Genomic DNA, 20268 nt, shown 5'->3' with positions numbered 1-20268 from the left:
ACGAGCGGGTCGGTGGGATCAGTCCTGCTTGAGGGCGTGGAGGGCGGACAGGGGGCCGCCGAGCTGGATGAGGCGTCCTCCCTCGCGCAGCGTGCCGAGGTCGACGGGAGCGAAGCCGAACTCGGAGGTCAGGTCTCTCACGGTGTTCTTGGCATCGGTGTCGTCACCGGCGAGGAACAGCACCTGCCGCCCCGCCTCATGGCGGGGATCGGGTGCGATGAACTGCCCGTAGAGGGCGTTGAACGCCTTGACCACGCGTGCGCCGGGAAGCAGGGAGGACACGTATTCGCTCCCGGTCAGGTCGCCCAGGTCGGCGATCTCCGGTTTCGGGGAGAGGGAGGCGAACTGGTTGGTGGCGTCGATGACGACGGTCCCGTCCAGGCGGGGGAGCCCGGCGACGGCGTCAGGAATCCGCGGCCAGGGGACCGCGAGCACGACGAGGTCCGCGGTGGCGGCCTCCGCAGGGGTCGCGGCTGTCGCGAGCGCGCCGAGATCCTGGACCAGCGGGGCGAGGGAGGCCGGGCCCCGGCTGTTGCTGAGCACGACCTCGTGGCCGTGACGGATCGCGTGCCGGGCGATGGCCTGGGCTATCGCTCCGGCTCCGAGTGTTCCGATCCTCATCGGGCGGCCCCGTTTCCGGAGTCGGCCGTCCGCGGTGTGGTGAGCAGGACGGTTCCGCGCTTGGCCGGGCGGCGGGCGTGCTCGACGGCCGCCTTGAAGTCGGCGAGGTCGTAGTCGGCCGCGACTTCGAGCAGGTCCGGCGTGTTCCGCGCCAGGTCCTGCGCGAAGGCCACGTCCTGGGCCCGCTCCTCGGGGGTGCGGTTCGTCCAGCGCAGTATCGACATCCCCCGCACCGTCAGCGCCCGCGCCATGAGAGGCAGCGCCTCCAACGGTGTCGTGCCGGAACCCAGACGCCCGTAGGAGATCAGGGTGCCGCCGTCGGCGAGCAGTTCGGCGAGGTCCTGGGTCATGGCACCGCCGACACAGTCGAGGACCACCCGGACTCCCCGCTCACCGGCGTGCAGGCGGACCTGTTCCCGCCAGTCGTCGTCGCACGTCGCGATCACGGGCTGGGAGGGGTACGACGTCCGCACCTGCTCGGCGCCGGAGGTGCTGCGCACGAGGTTGATCAACTGCAGGTCGTGCCGGACCGCGGCCGCGCTGATCAGCCTGCCGACGGACGAGCCGGCGGCGGTCTGCAGCACCGGACCCGTCTGCCCGCTCAGGGCCTCCTCCACCGCGCGGTACAGCATGCGCAGCGTCAGCGGGTTGACCAGCATCAGGGCCGCGGTCTCGTCGCTGACTCCGTCCGGCACCGGCACTGCCAGCTCGGCCGGGACCGCGACGAAGTCGCTCCACGTTCCCGGCGCCGGGAAGACCGCCACCCGCTGCCCCGGGCGCGGCGCGCGGACGTCCGCTCCGGCGCTCTCGACGACGCCCATCCCCTCCACTCCGGGGGTCCGGGCCCCCGACTGCTGCTCGGGCTGTTCGGGCTGCCCCGGCAGGCCCTCCACACCGATCAGGTCCCCCGGATGGACGGGCCGGACCAGCATCCGAACCAGAACCTCGCCGCTGCCGGGAACCGGCCGACGGGCCTCTTCCCGCAGCGTCAGCACCTGTGCGGCATCCCCTTGCCGCGTGTACTCCACGGTGCGCATGGACGCCTCCCCTCGCTCTTTGATGATGGACATCATTAAAAGAATGATGAGAGGTAACATTGAAAACGTCAAACAGTGCCGACGCGGGAGGGCGGCCATGCCGCGGATCACCAGGGAAGACAAGGCCAGGAACCGGCAGAACATCGTCGAGGCGGCCGGGCGCATGTTCCGCTCGCAGGGCGTCGATGCCGTGGGGATCGCCGAACTGATGAAGGAAGCGGGCCTGACCCACGGCGGCTTCTACAACCACTTCGCGTCCAAGGACGATCTGGCCGTCGAGGCGTGCGGCACCTCGTTCCAGGCCTCTCTGGGCTCCCTGGAGCACCTCCTTGAGGAGGGCGCCGATCTCACCGGCCCACCGCTGAAGCGCGTGGTGGACGACTATCTCTCGGCCGCCCACCGCGATGCCTCGGACGGCGGCTGCCCCTCCGCTTCCCTGGTCACCGACGCCGGACGGCACAGCGACACGGTCCAGGGCGCCTACGCGGCCGGAGTGGAGGGGTACCTCACCGGCTTCGCCGACGAGTTCGCCCGCGAGCACGAAGGGGAGATCACCTCACAGGAGGCGCGGGAACGCGCGGTGCTGCTGCTCAGCCGACTCGTAGGGGCGATGGCCCTCGCCCGCGCCGTGAGCCACGTCCAGCCCGAACTGTCCGACGAGATTCTGCGGACCTGCCGCACCCACGCCCTCGACTGACGGCTCCCCGCCCGCTCAGTCCAGGTCCGGGACCCTTGCCAGCTTGTCGGGGTTGCGCATGAGGTCGATCGCGGTGATGCGCCCCGCGTCCACCGTGAGGGCCAGGACGGACAGGCCGCCGTGCTCGTCCCGTACGACCAGGCCCGGGGCGCCGTTGACGGCGGCGACGCGGATGTCGAGGGTGCCGGCGGCGCGGAGCCTGTCGAGCATGAGGGAGGCGATGCGGGCCGCCGTCAGCACCGGGCGCGGGGCCGTGATGACCTTGCCGCCGCCGTCGCCGCGCAGGACGGCGTCGGGGTCGAGCAGGGCGACGAGGCCCGGCAGGTCGCCCTTGTGGCAGGCGGCCATGAACGCCTCGGCCAGCTCGCGCTGTTCGGCCTCGGTCGCGGGCGTACGCGGGCGGCCGTCCTCGACCCGGCGCCGCCCCCGCGAGGCGAGCTGGCGCACGGCGGCGGGTGAGCGGCCGACGACCTCGGCGATCTCGGGGAAGGGCACGCTGAAGACGTCGTGCAGCACGAACGCCGTACGCTCCGCCGGGGAGAGCTGTTCCAGGACGACGAGCAGCGCCATGCTGACCGACTCGTCCAGCGTGACCCGGTCCGCGGGGTCGGCCGGGGCGTACGGGGCGGCCGGGGCGTACGAGCGCGCCTCGACCAGCGGCTCCGGCAGCCAGGTGCCGACGTAGTGCTCGCGGCGCGCCCGCGCGCTGCTGAGCGCGTCGAGCGCGAGCCTGCTGACGGTGGTCGTCAGCCAGGCCGCGAGGTCGCGGACGGTGCCCGGGTCGTCGAGTCCGCGCAGCCGCAGCCACGCCTCCTGCACGCAGTCCTCGGCCTCGGCGAGCGAGCCGGTCATCGTGTACGCCACCCGCAGCAGCCGCGGCCGGTTCTCCTCGAAGGCCCGCGCGAGCAGCTCCTCGGACTCCCGTACGTGCCGCTCCCGGGCGTCCCGTCCTGTCGTCTTCTCCATGCCCTGGTGACGGTGCGGAGTCGCGCCGTGTGACATCGGCGCGTCACACCTCGGAGCGCTGCGTCGTCAAGTGGCAAACGCCGGCTCAGGCCGCCCCACGCGGACGCCTGACGACATTCGGGGAAGAGACATGACGCTCACCGATCAGAAACAGACACCCAGCGCCCGACCACCCGCGAGGGAGGGGGTGTTCGTCCGGGTCGCGCGCTTCGCCCACCGCCGCCGACGGCTCGCCCTCGTCCTGTGGGTGGCCGTCCTGCTCGGCGTGTGGGGCGCCGCCTCGGCGGTGGGCGACGACTACCGCAACGACGTCTCCCTGCCCGGCACCGAGTCGCAGCAGGCCGCCGACCTGCTGGCCGAGCACGGCGCGGCGCGCGCCGGGGACACCGTCGAGATCGTCCTGCACGACAAGGGCGGCCTGCGCGGGCCCGGCGTCGAGCAGCGCGTGCAGGGCATGCTCGACGACGTCGAGGAACTGCCCAAGGTCGGCCAGGTGAGCAGCCCGTACGGCAAGGGGGCGAAGGCGCTCTCCGAGGACGGGACGATCGGCTACGCCACGGTCGTACTGAAGGTGCCGTCCGAGGAGATGCCCAAGGACGACACGCAGCGCATCCTCGACACCGCGCAGAAGGCCGAGGGCGACGGGCTCAGCGCCGAACTGGGCGGCGACGCGGCCCGGTTGCTCTCCGAGGGCGGGACCGGCGCCGCGGAGGGCGCCGGACTGCTGGCGGCGCTCGTCATCCTCGTGCTGATGTTCGGCTCGGTCATCGCGGCCGGACTGCCCATCGTCATCGCCCTGTTCGCCGTCGGCTCGACGGTCGGCGTGATCGTCGTGGCCTCGCACCTCTTCACCATCGCCGACTGGACACCGCCGGTGATGATCCTGGTCGGCCTCGGCGTCGGCATCGACTACGCGCTGCTGATCTTCGCCCGGTACCGCGCCGAGCTGGTGCGCGGCTCGGACCCGGAGCGGGCGACCGTGAACGCGATGGACGCGGCCGGGCGTTCGGTGTTCTTCGCCGGATGCACCGTGATCATGGCGCTGCTCGGGCTCGTCGCCTTCGGGCTCGGCTCGCTGCAGGGCATGGCACTCTCCGTGGCGCTCACCGTGCTGGTGACGATGCTCGCCGCACTGACCCTGCTGCCCGCGCTGCTCGGCGTCTTCGGGCGCCGCTTCGCCCGCCGGTTCACGCGTCGCGCCGAGCGGCGCGAGGCCAGGGGCAAGGCCGCCGAGGGCACCGGCTGGCGCCGCCTCGCGGGCCTCGTCCAGCGCCGTCCGCTGGCCGCGCTGCTCACCGCGGGCGTGCTGCTGGGCGCCCTGGCCGTCCCGGCGACGGGCATGCGGCTCGGCTTCTCCGACGCCGGGAGCGACGAGCCGGAGAGCACCAGCCGTCAGGCGTACGACCTGCTCTCCGAGGGCTTCGGGCCCGGCTTCAACGGCCCGCTGCTGGTGGTGACCGACGGCGAGGACGGCGCGGGCGCCTCGCGGGCCGCCGCCGCGGTCTCCCGCGAGCTGAACGGCACCCCGGGCGTCGAGGCCGCCGCACCGCCCGTGCCCACACCGGACGGCAAGGCCGCGACGGTCCTCGCCTTCCCCACGTCAGCGCCGCAGGACGAGGCGACCTCCGACCTCGTCGGCGACCTGCGCGGCGAGGTCCTCCCGGAGCTGTCCGAGCGGAACGGCGCCCAGTACCTGGTCGGCGGCGCCACGGCCGCCGCCGAGGACTACTCGGAGAAGGTCGCGGACCGGCTGCCGCTCTTCATGGCCATCGTCGTCGGCCTGTCGGTGCTCCTGCTGATGGCGGTCTTCCGCTCGGTCCTCGTCCCGCTGAAGGCCGCGCTGCTGAACCTCCTCAGCATCGGCGCCGCGCTCGGCGCGATGACGCTCGTCTTCCAGGAGGGCTGGTTCGGCGTGGAGCCGGGTCCGATCGAGGCGTATCTGCCGGTGATGATCTTCGCCATCGTCTTCGGGCTCTCCATGGACTACGAGATCTTCCTGATCTCCCGGATCCACGAGGAGTGGTCGCGCACGAAGGACGCCTCGCACGCCGTACGGGAGGGGCTCGCCCACACCGGCTCGGTGATCACGGCGGCGGGCGCGATCATGGTCGTGATCTTCGGTGCCTTCATGCTCAGCCCCGAACGGCTGCTCCAGCAGACCGGCTTCGGCATGGCGGTGGCGATCTTCGTGGACGCGGTCGTCATCCGCTGCCTGATCGTCCCGGCCGCGATGGAGCTGATGGGCCGCCGCGCCTGGTGGCTGCCCGCGCCGCTGGCCAGGCTGCTGCCGAAGGTGGAACTGGAACGGCACTGACGGCCCGGCCGTGGGGCGGCGCGCGGGTCAGCCCGTGCTGTCGTGCGGCGTCACGCGGCGGTACGCGGCGCGGGCGTGCGCCACACGCCCCGCCGCCGTGCCGAGCACGGCGGCGGCCAGCAGGCACGCCACCCACTCCGGGTCGCGGTGCCCGGCCCAGGAGATCTCCCCCGTGGGCCGCGTCGCGCAGATGTTGAGCAGCGCCCAGCACAGCAGGGCCGTGCCGGGCGCCGCCGCGAAGCGGCCCCGCAGGCCCAGCCCGGCGGCCAGTACGGAGAGCGCGGCGAGCGCGAACTCCGTACGGTCCAGGGCGCCGAGCAGATCGAGCGCGCCGACCAGCACGAGGGCGCCGAGGGAGGCCCCGAGCCAGATGAAGGGCGTGGCCACGGGTTCGGGCACGGCCCGTGGCCCCCTCGCGAAGTGCCGCCACTCCGGCACCATCGGTCCGTTCACCGTCGTCCGAACTGGTCGGCGTCGTCCGTCTGCTCCTGCCCGTCACGGGGTGCGGGCACCGTACGGGCGGCGTCCTCGGAGCCCTTGGCGTCCTTCGCCTCCGCAGCGCGGCGCTGCCGGTAGCGGGTCACCCGGGTCGCGACCGGCTCCGTGAAGCGGGCGGTCAGGGGGCCCAGGATGACGAGGATGAGCACGTACGCGGTGGCCAGCGGGCCCAGTGAGGGCTCGATCCCGGCGCTGACCGCGAGGCCCGCGATGACGATCGAGAACTCGCCGCGCGCCACGAGCGTGCCGCCCGCGCGCCAGCGGCCCTTGACCGAGACCCCGGCCCGTTTCGCCGCCCAGTAGCCGGTCGCGATCTTCGTCCCGGCGGTCAGGACCGCCAGCACCATCGCGGGGAAGAGCACCGTGGGGATGCTGGAGGGGTCGGTGTGCAGGCCGAAGAAGACGAAGAAGACGGCGGCGAACAGGTCGCGCAACGGCGAGAGCAGGTTGTGGGCGCCCTCCGCGACCTCCTCGGAGAGCGCGATCCCCACGAGGAAGGCACCGACGGCGGCCGACACCTGGAGCTGCTGCGCGACACCGGCGACCAGCAGCGTCAGGCCGAGGACGACCAGGAGGAGCTTCTCCGGGTCGTCGCTGGAGACGAAGCGCGAGATGAGCCGCCCGTACCGGACCGCGACGAAGAGGACGAGGCCCGCGACGCCCAGCGCGATGGCCAGGGTGACGCTGCCCGCGGCCAGGCCCGCACCGGCCAGCAGCGCGGTGATGATCGGCAGGTAGACGGCCATGGCGAGGTCTTCGAGGACCAGGACGCTGAGGATGACGGGCGTCTCGCGGTTGCCGAGCCGCCCGAGGTCGCCCATCACCTTGGCGATCACGCCGGACGAGGAGATCCAGGTGACCCCGGCGAGCACGACGGCGGCCACCGGCCCCCACCCCATGAGCAGCGCCATCAGGGCGCCGGGCACGGCGTTGAGCGTCATGTCGACCAGTCCGGCGGGGTACTGGGTCTTGAGGTTGGAGACCAGGTCGCTGGCCGTGTACTCCAGCCCGAGCATCAACAGGAGCAGGATGACGCCGATCTCGGCGCCGATCGCGACGAACTCCTCGCTGGTGCCCAGCGGCAGCAGCCCGCCCTCGCCGAAGGCGAGACCGGCCAGCAGGTAGAGGGGTATGGGCGAGAACTGGAAGCGCGCGGCGAACCTGCCGAGCAGCCCCAGTCCGAGAATGATCGCCCCGAACTCGATCAGAAAGACCGCGGAATGCATCCGATCACTCCCTTCCCAGAATCGTGTCCGCCGCTTCCACGCCTTCGCGGGTGCCGATCACGATGAGCGTGTCGCCGCCCGCGAGGCGGAAGTCGGGGCCGGGCGAGGGGATGGCGTGCGTGCGGCGGATCACCGCCACGATCGACACGCCCGTCTCGGTCCGCATGCAGGTGTCGCCGAGCACGCGCCCGTTCCAGTACGAGTGCGGCGACAGCTCGACACGCTCCGCCACCAGGCCCAGGTCGGTGGTGTGGAGCAGGCTCGGGCTGTGGTGGGAGGGCATCAGGGCGTCGATGAGCGCTGCCGATTCGCCCGCCGTGAGCTGCATCGACAGCGCGCATTCGTCGGGGTCGTCCTTCTCGTACGCGTTCAGCGTCCGTGAGCCGTCGCGGCGGGCGACCACCGAGAGACGGCGGTGCTCGCGGGTGTTCACGTCGTACCGCACTCCGATTCCGGGCAGCGGCGTCTGGCTCATGCGTGAACTGGGCACGGTGATTCCCCCTGGGACGAGCGAGCTTTGCCGTCACTTTACCGAGGGACAACAACGGGCATTCCGCAGCATTTTCCCGTCAAGTCAGACAGAAACCCGGGCCAGAGGGGCAAATTTCTCGCCGACGAATTGCGTGATAGCGTCTAACGAAAGCTTGACTCCCTATCGGCCAGCGGAACGGGCGGCGGCAGCCATGGCGAAGAGCGACGCGGCGAAGAGCGACGCGCCCCAGGACGGCGCGCCCCAGGACAGCGCGGCCCAGGACGACGCACCCCAGGACGGCGCGGCCCGGAGTCCGCGCGAGCGCTACCGCGCCCAGGTCCGTGCGGAGATCAAGGAGCGTGCCTGGGAGCAGATCGCCACGGCGGGCGCCACCGCGCTCTCCCTCAACGCGATCGCCAAGAAGATGGGCCTCAGCGGCCCCGCCCTCTACCGCTACTACGCCAGCCGCGACGAGGTCATCACCGAGCTCGTCCGCGACGCCTACCAGAGCCTCGCCGACACCCTCCGTACGGCCGCCGACGACGGCGCCGGCCTGGATGGGCTCGCGCACGCCCTGCGCGCCTGGGCCCTGGAGGACCCCCAGCGCTACCTGCTCATCTACGGCACCCCCGTGCCCGGCTACCACGCGCCCGCGGACGTCACCGGCATCGCCACCGAGGTGATGGAGGTCCTCCTCGACGCCTGCGCGGAGCTCCCCGACACCGGCCCCGCCGCACCCTTCGCCGCACACCTGGCCGACCACCGCGACTGGACCGACGGCCACCCGGCCCCGCCCGCGGCCCTCCACCGCGCCCTGACCTTCTGGACCCGCCTGCACGGCGTCCTCTCCCTCGAAGCCGCGGGCCACTTCACCACCATGGGCTTCGACCCCGAGCAGCTCTTCAGCGCCGAACTGGACTCGCTCCTGGCCCCCGCCTCCGGCGCCTGACGCTCACGCGCACTGCCAGAGGAAGCGGCCCTCCTTGCCGTCCGGGGAGACGAAGGCGTAGCCGACGCCCGCGTCGCCGAAGTTGGGGTGGAAGGGCTCGCCGTCGGTCAGCTGGACGACGAAGTGCCAGTCCTCGCCGGGCTCCTCCTCGCCCTGGAGCCACTTCGGCTCGACGCCCGGACCGCCGAGGAACTGGAACGAGTCCGTGGGCTCGCCGGGCCCGGGCAGATGGTCGGAACCCGGCGTCGGGCCCTCGGCCTGGGCGCGGACGGCGAGGAAGTCCGGGACGCGGCCGCCCGGCTGGACCAGCAGCGCGTTCTCCCCGCCCTCGGGCTCCCAGGTGCCGTCCACGTACTCGTCCGCGTCGTCGGCGATGAAGAGGTACGCCAGCCTGCCGCCGTCCAGCGCGAACTGGCCCAGGAACAGCATCGGTTCGCCGGTCTCCCGCGAGAGCGGCCACTCCGGCTCCGCCAGCCACACCGGCTGCCCGCCGAGCTTGGTGACGGGGCGGTCGACCGGCCCGTCGGCGGAGACGAAGACGAGCGGATCGGGCTGCGGACCGGACTGCGGCATGGCGGCTGCTCCTTGCCTCGGGGCTGAACGTGCGGAACTTACGAACGTGCGGACACCACCGGACAGTAGCCTCGCCCACTGACAGGCCCCCGGCAGGAAAGGCCCCGCCCGAACTCTTGTCGGATCGTTCAACGATTCCCTAGGCTGCGCCCGTTCGGACCGTCCCGCCCGGTCGAGAGAAGGGTCCCCATGAGCAGCCGCACGAGCAGCAGACTGACGCGCCTCGGCGCAGTCGCGGTCACCACCGTTCTGGCATACGCGTCGCTCGCCGTGCCGGGCGCGCAGGGGGCCACGAGGGCCGGGGCGGGAGCCGGGACGGGTGCCGGGGCCCGGTGCCTCGACACCTCCGCGGCCGTGACCGTCGAGGGGCGGCGGCTGGAGCGGCCCGCGCCGCGCGAGATCCTGGACCGGAGCGGATTCGACCGGGCGCGGCCCGCGTTCGTACGCGACCTGTGCGCGGCGCGTTCGCTCCCCGCCGCGAAGCGGGCCGTGGACCGGCATGCCAAGGCGCTGTGGAAGGGCGCGGTCGAGCGGGCGCGCGACCCGCGCGGCGGTGACGACCGTCCGCTGTACTGGGCCAGGCTCTCGCTGGACACCGCGCTGCGGCAGTGGAAGCCCGGCTTCCCCGTGTCCGACCGCGAGCGGGACGCGCTGCTCGCCCGGCTCGAACGCGGGTCCCGGGGGCAGGACTCGGTCGCCTTCCCGGCCGGGAAGAAGGTCAAGCGCATCCTGGTCACCGGCTTCGACCCGTTCACGCTCGACCGGGACACCCGGATCGGCAACCCCTCCGGCGCCGCGGCGCTCGCCCTGGACGGGACCACCGTACGGACCGAGTCGGGCCCGGCGAGGATCGAGACGGTCGTCTTCCCCGTACGGTGGCGGGACTTCGCGGAGGGCACCGTCGAGAAGACCCTGCTCCCCCACTTCACGTCGGGGCCGCGGCGGATCGACATGTTCACCACCATCAGCCAGGGCCGCCCCGGGCAGTTCGACGTCGAGCGCTTCAACGGCGCCTGGCGCGGCGGCTTCGCCGACAACGAGAACGCGTCCAGCACCGGCACGGTGCCGATCCCCGACGGGATCCCCTCCCCCGCGCCGCAGCCCCAGTGGACCGTCACCTCGCTGCCGTACGGCGCGCTCGCGGGGTCCGGGACCGGCAGGTTCCCCGTCGTCGACCACACGGAGGTCACGGAGATCCCGAAGGGCGGCACGGAGCCCGTGGTCCGCGAGAACGGTCCCACGCCCGGTTCGCAGGCCCGCGAGGGAGGCGGCGGCGACTACCTCTCCAACGAGATCGCCTACCGCGCCACCCTGCTGCGCGACGCCCTCCGGCTCGACGTGCCCGGCGGCCATCTCCACACCCCGGTCCTGGACTTCGGCAAGGGCAACACCGACGAGATCACCGACCCGGACTTCGAACGCAACCGCCGCGACATCACCGCCCAGACCCGCACCCTCGTCGTCAAAGCGGCGGGGACGCTCAAACCGCAGGGCTAACCGACCGCTTCGCGCAGCTCCGCGTCCCGCACGACCTCGCGCGCGATCTTCCGGATCAGGGCGACGTCGGCGCGGTCGCGGTTCTTCGCGGACCACGTGAGGGCCATCGTGCACGAGGGGCCGCCCGCCAGCGTCCGGTAGACGATGCCGGGACGGGGGTAGAAGGCGCGGATCGAGGCCGGGAGGAAGCCGACGGCCTGACGGCGCGCGACCACGTGCAGCACGCCCTCCACGTCCGCCGCCATCGGGCCGTACCGGACCTGCGAGCCGTCGGGGCGCGGGTCGACGGCCCAGTGGTCGCGCCACTCCTGGGGCGACTCCCGCGGCATCGAGACGACGGGGCGCCCGGCGAGCTGTTCGAGCGTCACCTCGTCCTCGTCCGCGAGGGGGTCCTCGTCCGCGAGGCAGACGACGCGGGGCTCCTCGGCCAGTTCGAGGACCTGGATGCCGGGCGGCGCCGGCGGCTGCAGGAAGGCGATGTCCACCTCGCCGGTCGCCAGCGCCTCGTACTGGTTGAAGAAGTTGAGGCCGCGCGTCTCGACGCTCAGCCCCGGCTGCCGCTTGGCCAGCTCGTCGAGGATGGCCTGCGCCTGCGGCATCGCGGGCTCCGCCGACAGCGTGCCGATCACGAGGCGCCCGGACATCTGCCGCGACCGGGCGTCGGCCGCGCGGCGCAGCTCGGCCATGGCGTCCGTGACCGCCCGCGCGCGGGGCAGCAGCGCGTGCCCGGAGGCGGTCAGCTCCACAGTGCGGGACGTACGGTCGATCAGCTGGACGCGCAGGCGCCGTTCCAGGGAGCGGATCTGCTGGCTGAACGCGGGCTGGGTCATGAACAGCCGCGCGGCGGCACGGCCGAAGTGCAGCTCCTCAGCGAGTGCGAGGAAGAGCCGGAGCTGATGGGTGCTCGGGTCGGTGTTCCCGTTCCCGTTCGTGGTCGTGGTCGTGGTCGTGTCGGACGGTCCGGTGGGCGAGGGCACGGCCCCGTTGCCACGTGATGCCATGGGAACGAATCTACCGTCCGGTCCCGCCCCCGGTCCGGCCTCACCTGCGACGGGGCCGAATTCTCCCTCGGCCCCGCACACGCCGACCCCCATGTGAACCGAATCACACTCCCCAGGTGTCACGCTCTCCTCTCGCGGGGTGTCCCATGCGCGGACGCCGCCGCCACTGGCGTACGAGGAGAGGAGCCGGGCGTGGCCGAAGGCAGGGAGAGCGCGTTCACCGAACACCGGGCGCTGCTGTTCACCGTCGCCTACGAGATGCTGGGCAGCGCCGCCGACGCCGAGGACGTGCTCCAGGAGAGCTATCTGCGCTGGAGCGCGGTGGACCCGGCCTCGGTCGCGAACCCGCGCGCGTACCTCGTCCGCGTGGTGACCCGGCAGGCGCTCAACCATCTGCGCGCCGTCCGCGCCCGCCGCGAGGAGTACGTCGGCTCGTGGCTGCCGGAGCCGATCGGGACGGCCCCCGAGGTGAGCGAGGACGCGGTCCTGGCCGAGTCGGTCTCGACGGCGATGATGCTGGTGCTGGAGACGCTGGGCCCGGCGGAGCGCGCCGTGTTCGTGCTGCACGACGTCTTCGGCTATCCGCATGGCGAGATCGCCGCCTCGATCGGGAAGAGCGAGGTCACCGTCCGGCAGATCGCCCACCGCGCGCGGCAGCACGTCCACGCGCGCCGCCGCCGCTTCGCGCCGGACTCCGGCGCGGGCCAGGAGGTCGTCCGGCGGTTCCTGCGCGCGACGGCGACCGGCGAGGTGCAGGCCCTGATGGACCTGCTGGCGCCCGACGTCGTGCAGATCTCCGACGGCGGAGGGAAGGCGTCCGCCGCGCGCCGCCCGCTCACCGGGCGCGACGAGGTCGCCCGGTACGTCCTCGGCATCGCCCGTACGAGCGTCACCGCGTCGACCCGTATCGAGGCCACCACCTGCAACGGCATGCCCGCGGCCCGCTGTCTGACGGCGGACGGCGCGGTCGACTGGCTGCTGACCTTCGAGATCGACGACAGGGACGGCCGGATCACCGGCCTGTACGTCGTCCGCAACCCGGACAAGCTGCGCCGCGCCAGCACGGTGCGCCCGCTCGACAGAGGGCTCGACAGAGGAGGACTCCCGCCATGGAGACCATGACCGTCGAACGCGTCATCCACGCACCGATCGAGGACGTGTTCGACTGGCTGACCACGACCACCCACTACACCCGCTCGCCGCTGGTGCTGCGCTGCCGCCTCGCCCGCCCCGGCGAGGACGCGCCCTACGGCGTCGGCGCGGTGCGCAGCCACCTGTGGATGATCGGCTGGCTCCGCGAACGCATCACGCGCTACGAGCGCCCGTACGTCACGGAGTACGTCGTCGAGCGCAGCCTGCCGCCGTCGCGGCACGAGCTGGGCCGGATGACGTTCGCCGAGGCCGACGGCGGCACCCTGGTCACCTGGACGACCCGCGCGGAGATGCGCGCCCCGCTCGTCGGCGGTTTCCTCACCCGCCACCTCGTACGGCCGCTGATCACCCGCAGCTTCCGCAGCATCCTCGACGCCGCCGACACGGCGCTGAGCCGGGAGGGCGGCCGTCCCCTCAGGGCGGGGGAAGGAGGCGCGCAGCGGTCGCGGTGATGGTGTCGACGGCGTGCGTGAGGGTGGGGATCTCGCGGGCGCCGAGGCGGGTGACGGCCACGATGCGGCGGGCGGGCGCGGGTTCGCCGTGCAGCGGGACGCGGACGACGGGCGAGTCCTCGCGCAGCCGGGCCAGGCGCGGTACGAGGATCACGCCGAGCCCGTGCGCGACCAGCGCCGTGCCCGTGTCCCACTCGTCCGCGTGGTGGGCGACGTGCGGGGTGAAGCCCGCGCTCATGCAGGCCGCCAGGACGAGTTGGTGGTACGTCGTGCCCGGGGTGCCCACGATCCACGCCTCCCGCGCGGCGTCCGCGAGCGTGACCCGCCCGCGCCCCGTCAGCGGATGCCCCTCGGGGACGACGAGGTCCAGCGGGTCGTCCAGCAGCGGGCGCTGGTCGAAGCGGCGGTCGGTCATGGGCGGCGAGTCGGCGGTGACGACCAGCAGCGCGAGGTCGGCCTCCTCGGAGAGCAACAGGTCGAAGCAGCGGTCGGGTTCGGCCTCGATGAGCCGGACCGTCAGCTGGGGGTGGGCGTCGCGCAGCGCCGCCGCCGCGGGCGGCAGCAGACGGCTGGCGGCGGTGGAGAAGCCGCACAGGGTGACCTGCCCGGTGGGCTCGGTGGCGGCGGTGGCCAGCTCGGCGCGGGCCAGCTCCCACTGCTCCTGGAGGCGTTCGGCGTGGCGCAGCAGGATGCGCGCCGCGTGGGTCAGGCGGATGCCCCGGCCCTGGTGCACCACCAGCTCCACACCGACGTCGGCGGCGAGCTGCCGCAGCTGGTAGGAGACCGCGGACGGCGTGTAGTGCAGGGCCTGCGCCGCCGCGGTCACCGTGCCGTGCTCGGCGACCATCTGAAGGATCCGGAGCCGGGCGTCTATCACCCGCACAGTGTGCACGGCCGCCGCGCCGCGGCGGTCCCGTCACGCATCGATCACCAGGTCCTCCAGCGGCGTCGAGCAGCACAGCAGGATCCTGTCGCGCGCGATGTCGCGGGGCCGGATGCCGCCGTTGTGGCGCATGTCGACGGAACCCTTCTCCAGCGTCGTCGCGCAGGAGCCGCACATGCCCTGGCCGCAGGAGGACGGCAGGGTGATCCCGGCCCGCGCGGCGGCCTCCAGGACGGAGGTCCCGGCCGCGCACTCGACGCTCGTACCGGTACGGGAGAGGGCCACGGTGTACGTGGCGCCGCCGCCCGGCACCGGCACCGGGACGGGCGGCGCGGCGCGCTCGGCGCTCTCGGTGCCCCCGGCGCTCTCGAAGCTCTCCTGGTGGTAGCGGTCCATCGGGAAGCAGGCGGCGGCGAGCATCTCGCGGACCGCGCGCATGTAGCCCGGCGGCCCGCACGTGAACACCTCGCGCGCCCCGAAGTCGGGCGCGATCCGCCGCAGCATGCCGGGGGTCAGCCGCCCCCGGAACTCCGGGGGCCCGCCGTCCTCGCAGACGTGGACGACCCGGACGCGCGGCGGCCCGCTCGCGGCGATCCGCTCCAGCTCCCGCCGGAAGGGGACGTCGTCGGGCGTACGGGCGCTGTGCGCGAAGACGACGTCCGCCGGGGAGCCGAGGTCGTGGAGGGCCCTGGTCATCGACATGAGCGGCGTGACGCCGCTGCCGCCGGAGAGGAAGAGGTACGCGGGCGCCGGGTGGCGGGCCGTGGAGAACGCGCCGAGCGGCCCCCGCGCGCGTACAGCCGTGCCCGGGGCCAGCCGCGTGTGCAGCCAGTTCGAGACCCGGCCCCCGGGGACGCGCTTCACGGTGATCGCGGCGGTACGGGGGCGGGTGGGCGGCGAGGCGAGCGTGTAGCGGCGCTCGACCTCCTCGCCGTCGATGTCGAACGTGAACGCGAGGTGCTGGCCCGGGTCGTGGCGGAAGGGGCGCGGCACGGCGCGTTCGAAGACGAAGGTCTTCATGTCGTGGGTGACGCGCTCGACGTGCGTGCAGACCAGTTCCTCCGCCTCCCCCGGCCCCGTCATCGCCCCAGCTCCTCGCGCAGCCGCGCGACGTACCAGGCGCAGAACGCCTCGACCTGGTACTCCGTCGGCGCGTACGGGCCGGGTGCGTAGGCCGGGCTGGAGACGCCGCGCTGGGCGCGGGCGACGAGGCGGGCGTCCTGCTCGTTCGTCGCCGTCCACACCTTCAGCAGGGTGTCCGGGTCGTAGTCCTCGCCCTCGACGGCGTCCGGGTGGACGAGCCAGGTGGTGCGCAGCAGCGTCCGGTCGGGGGCGAGGGGCAGGACGCTGAAGGTGATCGCGTGGTCGCCCACGACGTGGAACCAGGCGTTGGGCTGGAGGTGCAGCGCGAGGTGCCCCAGGCGCGGCGTGGGCAGGCCGCCGAGCGGGCGGCGGCAGGCGGCCGTACCGTCCGGGGTGAAGGACTCCCCCGCGAGGTCGAGCGCGTCGCGCTGGACCCGGAACCCGGTGACGCGGTCGTCCAGCTCCTCGATCAGCGCGTAGGGCAGCCCGAGGCGCTCGTACGTCGCGCGCGCCTCGACGTCGGCCCGCAGATAGCGGTCGTGGGCGGCGCGCAGGTGCGGGGGCAGGTTCGCCTCGGTGTAACCGTAGGTGGGGAAGAAGGTGCGGAGCAGCTCGGGGTGGCCGTCGCAGTGGTAGCACTCCCGGTTGTTCTCCATCACCAGCTTCCAGTTGCCCTCCTCGACGAGGTCCACGCGGGCGGCGACCCGCGCCTCGCGCAGCGCGTGCGGCAGCAGGTACGGCTCGACGCGCGCGGCGAAGTCGGCGAAGTCGGCGGGCGGCCCGTCCGGTCCGTCGGCGAGGCAGACGAAGACCAGCCCGCCGACGGCGCGTACGTGCACGGCCTTCAGCCCGTAGCAGGACGGGTCGAAGTCCGCGGGCTGGGAGGGGGCGTGGCGGAGGGCGCCGTCCGTTCCGTAGGTCCATTTGTGGTAGCCGCAGACGAGGTTGGCGACCGAGCCGCGCCCGGCGTCCAGCAGGCGGGCGCCCCGGTGGCGGCACACGTTGTGGAAGGCGCGCAGCCCGCCGTCGTCGTCGCGCAGGACGACGAGGGGGTACGGGCCGATCTCCGCGGTCGTCCAGTCGCCCGGCTCGGGGATCTCCGCCTCCACGGCCGCGAAGAGCCAGACGCGGGTGAAGACGGCGGCGAGGTCGAGGGCGTAGAAGTCCCGGTCGGTGTAGAACGGGCCCTCCAGGCTGTGCCCGGGGCGCCGCCGCGCCACCGCCTCGTGGAGCCGGGCCTGCTGCGGGATGGCCGTCGGTGCTGTCACGGTGCTCTCCTCTCCGTGCTGTCAGGGGCTGAACGGCTGAACGGCTGAACGAGCGCGTCACATCGGCAGGCAGAGCCGCAGCGCGTCCAGGACCGCGGCGTGGATGTTGCGGCTGGTGACGGCGTCACCGATCCGGAAGAGCTGGTAGCGCCCCTCGGGGTCGGCGTCGGTGCGGTCGCGCTGCGGCTCGCAGGCCAGCAGCGCGCGGTGGTCGACCCGGCCGAGGTTGGAGGAGCCGGGGAGCAGCTCGCGGTAGAGGCCGGCCTGCGGCAGCGTGCCGTGCTCGACCACGACGTGGTCCACGGTGAGCTCCGACTCCAGCGGCGCGTACTCGCTGCGCAGCGTCGCGGTGAGGCCCCCGCCCGCTGCCCGGCGCACCGCGACCAGCCGGTGCGCGAGCGTCGTGGTGACCCCGTGCTCGGCGAAAGCGCGGAGGTAGGCGGGGGAGTTCATGCTGCCGACGTCCGGGGCGAGGGTGCGCTCGGGCGTCACGTACGTGACCGGGACGCCCCGCGCGGCCAGCACCTCGACGGCGTCCAGGGCCGGGTAGGCGCCGTTGTCGTCGTAGACGAGGACGGGGCCCCGGGGGCGCAGGGTCCCGCCGAGCACGTCCCAGGTGTCGGCCACGAGGTCCGCGCCCTCCGTCAGGAACGAGGCGTCGGGCAGCCCGCCCGTGGCGACGAGGACGACGTCGGGACGTTCCGCGCGGACGTCGTCCGCCTCGGCCAGCGTGCCGGTCCGCATCTTGACACCCAGCAGCTCGCACTCGGCGACGCGCCAGTCCACGATGCCGAGGAGGTCCCGCCTGCGCGGGTTCCCGGCGGCGATACGGATCTGGCCGCCGGGCCGTTCGTTCGCCTCGAACAGCACGACGTCGTGGCCGCGTTCGCCCAGCACACGGGCCGCCTCCAGTCCGGCGGGACCGCCGCCGACGACCACGGCCCGCCGCCGGACGGCGGCGCGCGGGACCATGTGGGGGAGGCGCAGCTCCCGCCCGGTGGCGGGGTTGTGGACGCACTTGGTGTCGCCGGAGTCGTAGATCGCGTCCAGGCAGTAGCTCGCGCCCACGCAGGGCCGGACGCGGTCCTCGGCCCCCGCCGCGACCTTCGCCACCAGGTGCGGGTCCGCGATCTGGGCCCGGGTCATGCCGACCAGGTCGAGCATTCCCTCGCGGACCGCGTGCCGCGCGGTGGCGACGTCGGCGATGCGTCCGGCGTGCATCACCGGGACGTCGATACGGCGCTTGATCTCCGCAGTGAAGCCGAGGAACGGCGCCGAGGGCGTGCCCATCGACGGGATCGCCCGCGCCAGCGAGGCGTCGCTCTCGATCGAGCCGCGGATCGTGCTGAGGAAGTCGATGCCGTCCCCGACGTACGTACGGGCCGCCTCCATCGCCTCCTCGAAGGTCAGCCCGCCCGGCCGGTCCTCGTCCATCATCATCCGGATGCCGACGACGAATCCGGGCCCGACGGCGGCCCGCACCGCGCGGATCACCCGGCGCGGGAAGGCCATGCGCCGGGCGAGGCTCCCGCCGAGCGCGTCCTCGCGCCGGTTCGTCGTCGGCGACAGGAAGCTGTCCAGGAAGTGGCCGTAGGACTGGATCTCGATGCCGTCGAGCCCGCCCTGCTCGCAGCGCGCCGCGGCGTCGGCGTAGTCCTGGACGACGCGGTCCAGGTCCCACTCCTCGGCCTCCTTCGGGAAGGCGCGGTGGGCGGGTTCGCGCAGCGGCGAGGCGGAGAGGACGGGCAGCCAGTCGCCCGCGTAGTTGCTGGTGCGGCGGCCCAGGTGGGTGATCTGGCACATGACGGCGGCGCCCTCGGCGTGCACGTCGTCGGCCAGGCGGCGCAGCCAGGGCACCACCTCGTCCCGGTAGAGCAGCAGATTGCCGAACGAGGGCGGGCTGTCGGGCGAGACGACCGCCGAGCCGCCGATCATCGTCAGCCCGACCCCGCCGCGCGCCTTCTCGCGGTGGTACGCGCGGTACCGGTCCCGGGGCAGCCCGTCCTCCCCGAAGGCCGGTTCGTGCGAGGTGCTGACCACCCTGTTGCGCAGGGTGAGGCCCTTCAGCGGGAAGGGCTGGAGCAGGGGATCCGTCACTCGCGTACGCATGGCGCTCCTCAGAACGTACGGAAGGGGGCGTCGCGCCGGGCCCCACGCTGGGGGTGCTCCGGCGGCGCACCCCCAGCGTGGGGCCGGGGACGGGTGCGGACAATCAAGCGGAGTCGCAGGAAACCGTGCGAACCGCCTGCACGATCGACATCCGCCGCCGCACTTCCCCCGCCGCCCGGCGACTGCTACCGGAGCGCCGGGCCGGGCTACCGTGGGTCTCCCGACTCGACAAGGAGAGTTCCGTGCCCGGCACCCCGGACTGTGTCCTGCTCAAACACGGTGAGGTCTACCTCAAGGGCGGCAACCGGCACATGTTCACGCACCGGCTGCTCGACAATCTGCGTCACGCCCTCGACGACATGGACGGCCCCACCTGGGTCCGTACGAGCCGCAACGTCACCGTGATCGGCGGCGACGTCCCGCTGGACGCGCTGACCGCGCGGGCCCGCCAGGTGATCGGCTTCAACGCGGTGGAGCCCGCTGCCCGCGTGCCCTCCACCGAGGAGGAGATCACCGCCGCCGTGCTGGACGCGCTGGGCACCGCGCGGGCCGAGCGGCCGGGGATCTCGTTCGCGGTGCGGGTCAAGCGGCGCGACAAGAGCTTCCCCATGACCGGCACCGAGTTCGCCCGGGTGCTGGGCGCCCGCGCGCAGGAGGCGCACGACGGGCTGCCGGTGAACCTCTCGCGGCCCGACGTCCGCGTCTCCGTGGAGATCGACCGGGACGTCAGCTACGTCTCCTGGCGCCGCCTGCCGGGCCTCAGCGGCCTGCCCGTCGGCTCCAGCGGCCGCGCCCTGGCGCTGCTGTCGGGCGGCTACGACTCGCCGGTCGCCGCGCACCGCGCGATGCGGCGCGGACTGCGCTGCGACTACGTCCACTTCACCGGCGCCCCGTACACGAACCCGGCCTCGCTCTACAAGGCGTACGCCCTCGCCCGCGAGCTGAACCGCTACCAGCCGGGCGGGCGGATGTACGTCGTGGCGCTGGGCAAGGCGCAGAAGCAGCTCGCGCTCGCGGGCGCCGACCGGCTCCAGGTCGTCGCGCAGCGGCGGCTGATGGTGCGCACCGCCTCGGCGCTGGCCCGCCGCGCCCGCGCCGAGGCGCTGGTGACGGGCGACAGCCTCGGCCAGGTCGCCAGCCAGACGGTCGCGAACATGGCCGCCGTGGACGAGGCGGCGACCCTGCCCGTGCTGCGGCCGCTGCTCGGCTGGGAGAAGCAGGAGATCATCGACGAGGCCCGGACCCTGGGCACCGCCGAGATCTCCGTCCTCCCCGACGAGGACTGCTGCCAGCTCCTCGCCCCGCCCCGCGTCACCACCCGTGCCCCGATGCGGGAGCTGCGCACGGTCGAACGGCGGCTGGAGATCGACGAGCTCGTCGAGGAGCTGCTGAGCGGCGTCCAGGTCCTCCGCCCGGGCCGCGACGTCACCGAGGGCGCCGAGGGCGCCGAGGCCGTGCCCTCCGTCTGAG

The 20268-nt window shown here is 73.4% G+C and carries 19 protein-coding genes; 7 read left to right on the top strand and 12 right to left on the bottom strand.

Going from position 1 to position 20268, the window contains the following annotated elements; translation table 11 throughout:
* Window positions 1-18 precede the first annotated feature (18 nt).
* A complete protein-coding gene (locus ACGF3A_RS33200; protein WP_393734133.1) occupies window positions 19-621 on the bottom strand; it encodes an NADPH-dependent F420 reductase in 603 nt (200 codons plus the stop codon).
* Window positions 618-1658, bottom strand: a complete 1041-nt coding sequence (locus tag ACGF3A_RS33195; protein WP_393734132.1) for a zinc-binding dehydrogenase — start codon at window positions 1656-1658, stop codon at window positions 618-620. The genes ACGF3A_RS33200 and ACGF3A_RS33195 overlap by 4 nt, the downstream gene beginning before the upstream one ends.
* Before the next feature lie 97 nt (window positions 1659-1755).
* On the opposite strand from ACGF3A_RS33195, the gene ACGF3A_RS33190 reads away from it, so the two are divergent.
* Window positions 1756-2355 carry a TetR/AcrR family transcriptional regulator gene (locus tag ACGF3A_RS33190; protein ID WP_393734131.1) on the top strand — a complete coding sequence of 200 codons (600 nt, stop codon included), beginning with the start codon at window positions 1756-1758 and terminating at the stop codon, window positions 2353-2355.
* Between the two features lie 15 nt (window positions 2356-2370).
* Here ACGF3A_RS33190 and sigJ read toward each other — a convergent pair whose 3' ends face one another.
* Window positions 2371-3321 (bottom strand): RNA polymerase sigma factor SigJ, encoded by a 951-nt coding sequence (gene sigJ, locus ACGF3A_RS33185; protein WP_393734130.1) that lies wholly within the window; start codon window positions 3319-3321, stop codon window positions 2371-2373.
* 130 nt (window positions 3322-3451) lie between these two features.
* On the opposite strand from sigJ, the gene ACGF3A_RS33180 reads away from it, so the two are divergent.
* Complete coding sequence (locus tag ACGF3A_RS33180) at window positions 3452-5635, top strand: MMPL family transporter (protein WP_393734129.1); 2184 nt, start codon at window positions 3452-3454, stop codon at window positions 5633-5635.
* A 27-nt stretch (window positions 5636-5662) separates the two neighbouring features.
* Here the strand turns inward: ACGF3A_RS33180 and ACGF3A_RS33175 are convergent, their stop codons facing one another.
* Genes ACGF3A_RS33175 through ACGF3A_RS33165 form a run of 3 tightly spaced genes read right to left on the bottom strand, consistent with a single transcriptional unit; the run spans window position 5663 to window position 7834 of the window.
* Entirely contained in the window at window positions 5663-6034 is a 372-nt protein-coding gene (locus ACGF3A_RS33175) for a hypothetical protein (protein WP_393734128.1), read from the bottom strand.
* A gap of 50 nt (window positions 6035-6084) precedes the next feature.
* On the bottom strand, window positions 6085-7359 hold the full coding sequence (locus tag ACGF3A_RS33170) for a cation:proton antiporter (RefSeq protein ID WP_393734127.1): 1275 nt from the start codon (window positions 7357-7359) through the stop codon (window positions 6085-6087).
* A 4-nt stretch (window positions 7360-7363) separates the two neighbouring features.
* Window positions 7364-7834: a cation:proton antiporter regulatory subunit gene (locus tag ACGF3A_RS33165; protein ID WP_393734126.1), complete on the bottom strand. Its 471-nt coding sequence runs from the start codon at window positions 7832-7834 to the stop codon at window positions 7364-7366.
* Window positions 7835-8042: 208 nt separating this feature from the next.
* Here ACGF3A_RS33165 and ACGF3A_RS33160 point away from each other — a divergent pair, with 208 nt between their 5' ends.
* A complete protein-coding gene (locus tag ACGF3A_RS33160; protein ID WP_393734125.1) occupies window positions 8043-8780 on the top strand; it encodes a TetR/AcrR family transcriptional regulator in 738 nt (245 codons plus the stop codon).
* Window positions 8781-8783: 3 nt separating this feature from the next.
* Here the strand turns inward: ACGF3A_RS33160 and ACGF3A_RS33155 are convergent, their stop codons facing one another.
* Complete coding sequence (locus ACGF3A_RS33155) at window positions 8784-9353, bottom strand: hypothetical protein (RefSeq protein WP_393734124.1); 570 nt, start codon at window positions 9351-9353, stop codon at window positions 8784-8786.
* Window positions 9354-9542: 189 nt separating this feature from the next.
* Between ACGF3A_RS33155 and ACGF3A_RS33150 the strand changes: the two genes are divergently transcribed.
* On the top strand, window positions 9543-10850 hold the full coding sequence (locus tag ACGF3A_RS33150; RefSeq protein WP_393734123.1) for a pyroglutamyl peptidase: 1308 nt from the start codon (window positions 9543-9545) through the stop codon (window positions 10848-10850).
* Here ACGF3A_RS33150 and ACGF3A_RS33145 read toward each other — a convergent pair.
* Window positions 10847-11851: a LysR family transcriptional regulator gene (locus tag ACGF3A_RS33145; RefSeq protein WP_393734122.1), complete on the bottom strand. Its 1005-nt coding sequence runs from the start codon at window positions 11849-11851 to the stop codon at window positions 10847-10849. The genes ACGF3A_RS33150 and ACGF3A_RS33145 overlap by 4 nt on opposite strands.
* Window positions 11852-12043: 192 nt before the next feature.
* Here ACGF3A_RS33145 and ACGF3A_RS33140 point away from each other — a divergent pair, with 192 nt between their 5' ends.
* Window positions 12044-12973, top strand: a complete 930-nt coding sequence (locus ACGF3A_RS33140) for an RNA polymerase sigma-70 factor (RefSeq protein WP_393734121.1) — start codon at window positions 12044-12046, stop codon at window positions 12971-12973.
* On the top strand, window positions 12961-13455 hold the full coding sequence (locus ACGF3A_RS33135; RefSeq protein WP_393734120.1) for an SRPBCC family protein: 495 nt from the start codon (window positions 12961-12963) through the stop codon (window positions 13453-13455). The genes ACGF3A_RS33140 and ACGF3A_RS33135 overlap by 13 nt, the downstream gene beginning before the upstream one ends.
* Here the strand turns inward: ACGF3A_RS33135 and ACGF3A_RS33130 are convergent.
* The 4 genes from ACGF3A_RS33130 to ACGF3A_RS33115 are packed head-to-tail and all read right to left on the bottom strand — an operon-like array spanning window position 13418 to window position 18798.
* A complete protein-coding gene (locus ACGF3A_RS33130; protein ID WP_393734119.1) occupies window positions 13418-14332 on the bottom strand; it encodes a LysR family transcriptional regulator in 915 nt (304 codons plus the stop codon). The genes ACGF3A_RS33135 and ACGF3A_RS33130 overlap by 38 nt on opposite strands.
* Window positions 14333-14371: 39 nt before the next feature.
* Window positions 14372-15421 (bottom strand): FAD-binding oxidoreductase, encoded by a 1050-nt coding sequence (locus ACGF3A_RS33125; RefSeq protein WP_393734118.1) that lies wholly within the window; start codon window positions 15419-15421, stop codon window positions 14372-14374.
* Complete coding sequence (locus tag ACGF3A_RS33120; RefSeq protein ID WP_393734117.1) at window positions 15418-16689, bottom strand: aromatic ring-hydroxylating dioxygenase subunit alpha; 1272 nt, start codon at window positions 16687-16689, stop codon at window positions 15418-15420. The genes ACGF3A_RS33125 and ACGF3A_RS33120 overlap by 4 nt, the downstream gene beginning before the upstream one ends.
* A 57-nt stretch (window positions 16690-16746) precedes the next feature.
* The gene (locus tag ACGF3A_RS33115; RefSeq protein ID WP_393734116.1) at window positions 16747-18798 is read right to left on the bottom strand and encodes an FAD-dependent oxidoreductase; all 2052 of its coding nucleotides are present in this window, start codon (window positions 18796-18798) and stop codon (window positions 16747-16749) included.
* Window positions 18799-19040: 242 nt separating this feature from the next.
* Here ACGF3A_RS33115 and thiI point away from each other — a divergent pair, with 242 nt between their 5' ends.
* Complete coding sequence (gene thiI, locus ACGF3A_RS33110; protein ID WP_393734115.1) at window positions 19041-20267, top strand: tRNA uracil 4-sulfurtransferase ThiI; 1227 nt, start codon at window positions 19041-19043, stop codon at window positions 20265-20267.
* Window position 20268: the final 1 nt, after the last annotated feature.

Origin of the sequence: Streptomyces sp. NPDC048172 (assembly GCF_043202595.1) — a bacterium.
Taxonomy (GTDB): domain Bacteria; phylum Actinomycetota; class Actinomycetes; order Streptomycetales; family Streptomycetaceae; genus Streptomyces.
Note: the sequence above shows the minus strand (reverse complement) of the source record. Positions and strands in the feature narration are given on the sequence as shown.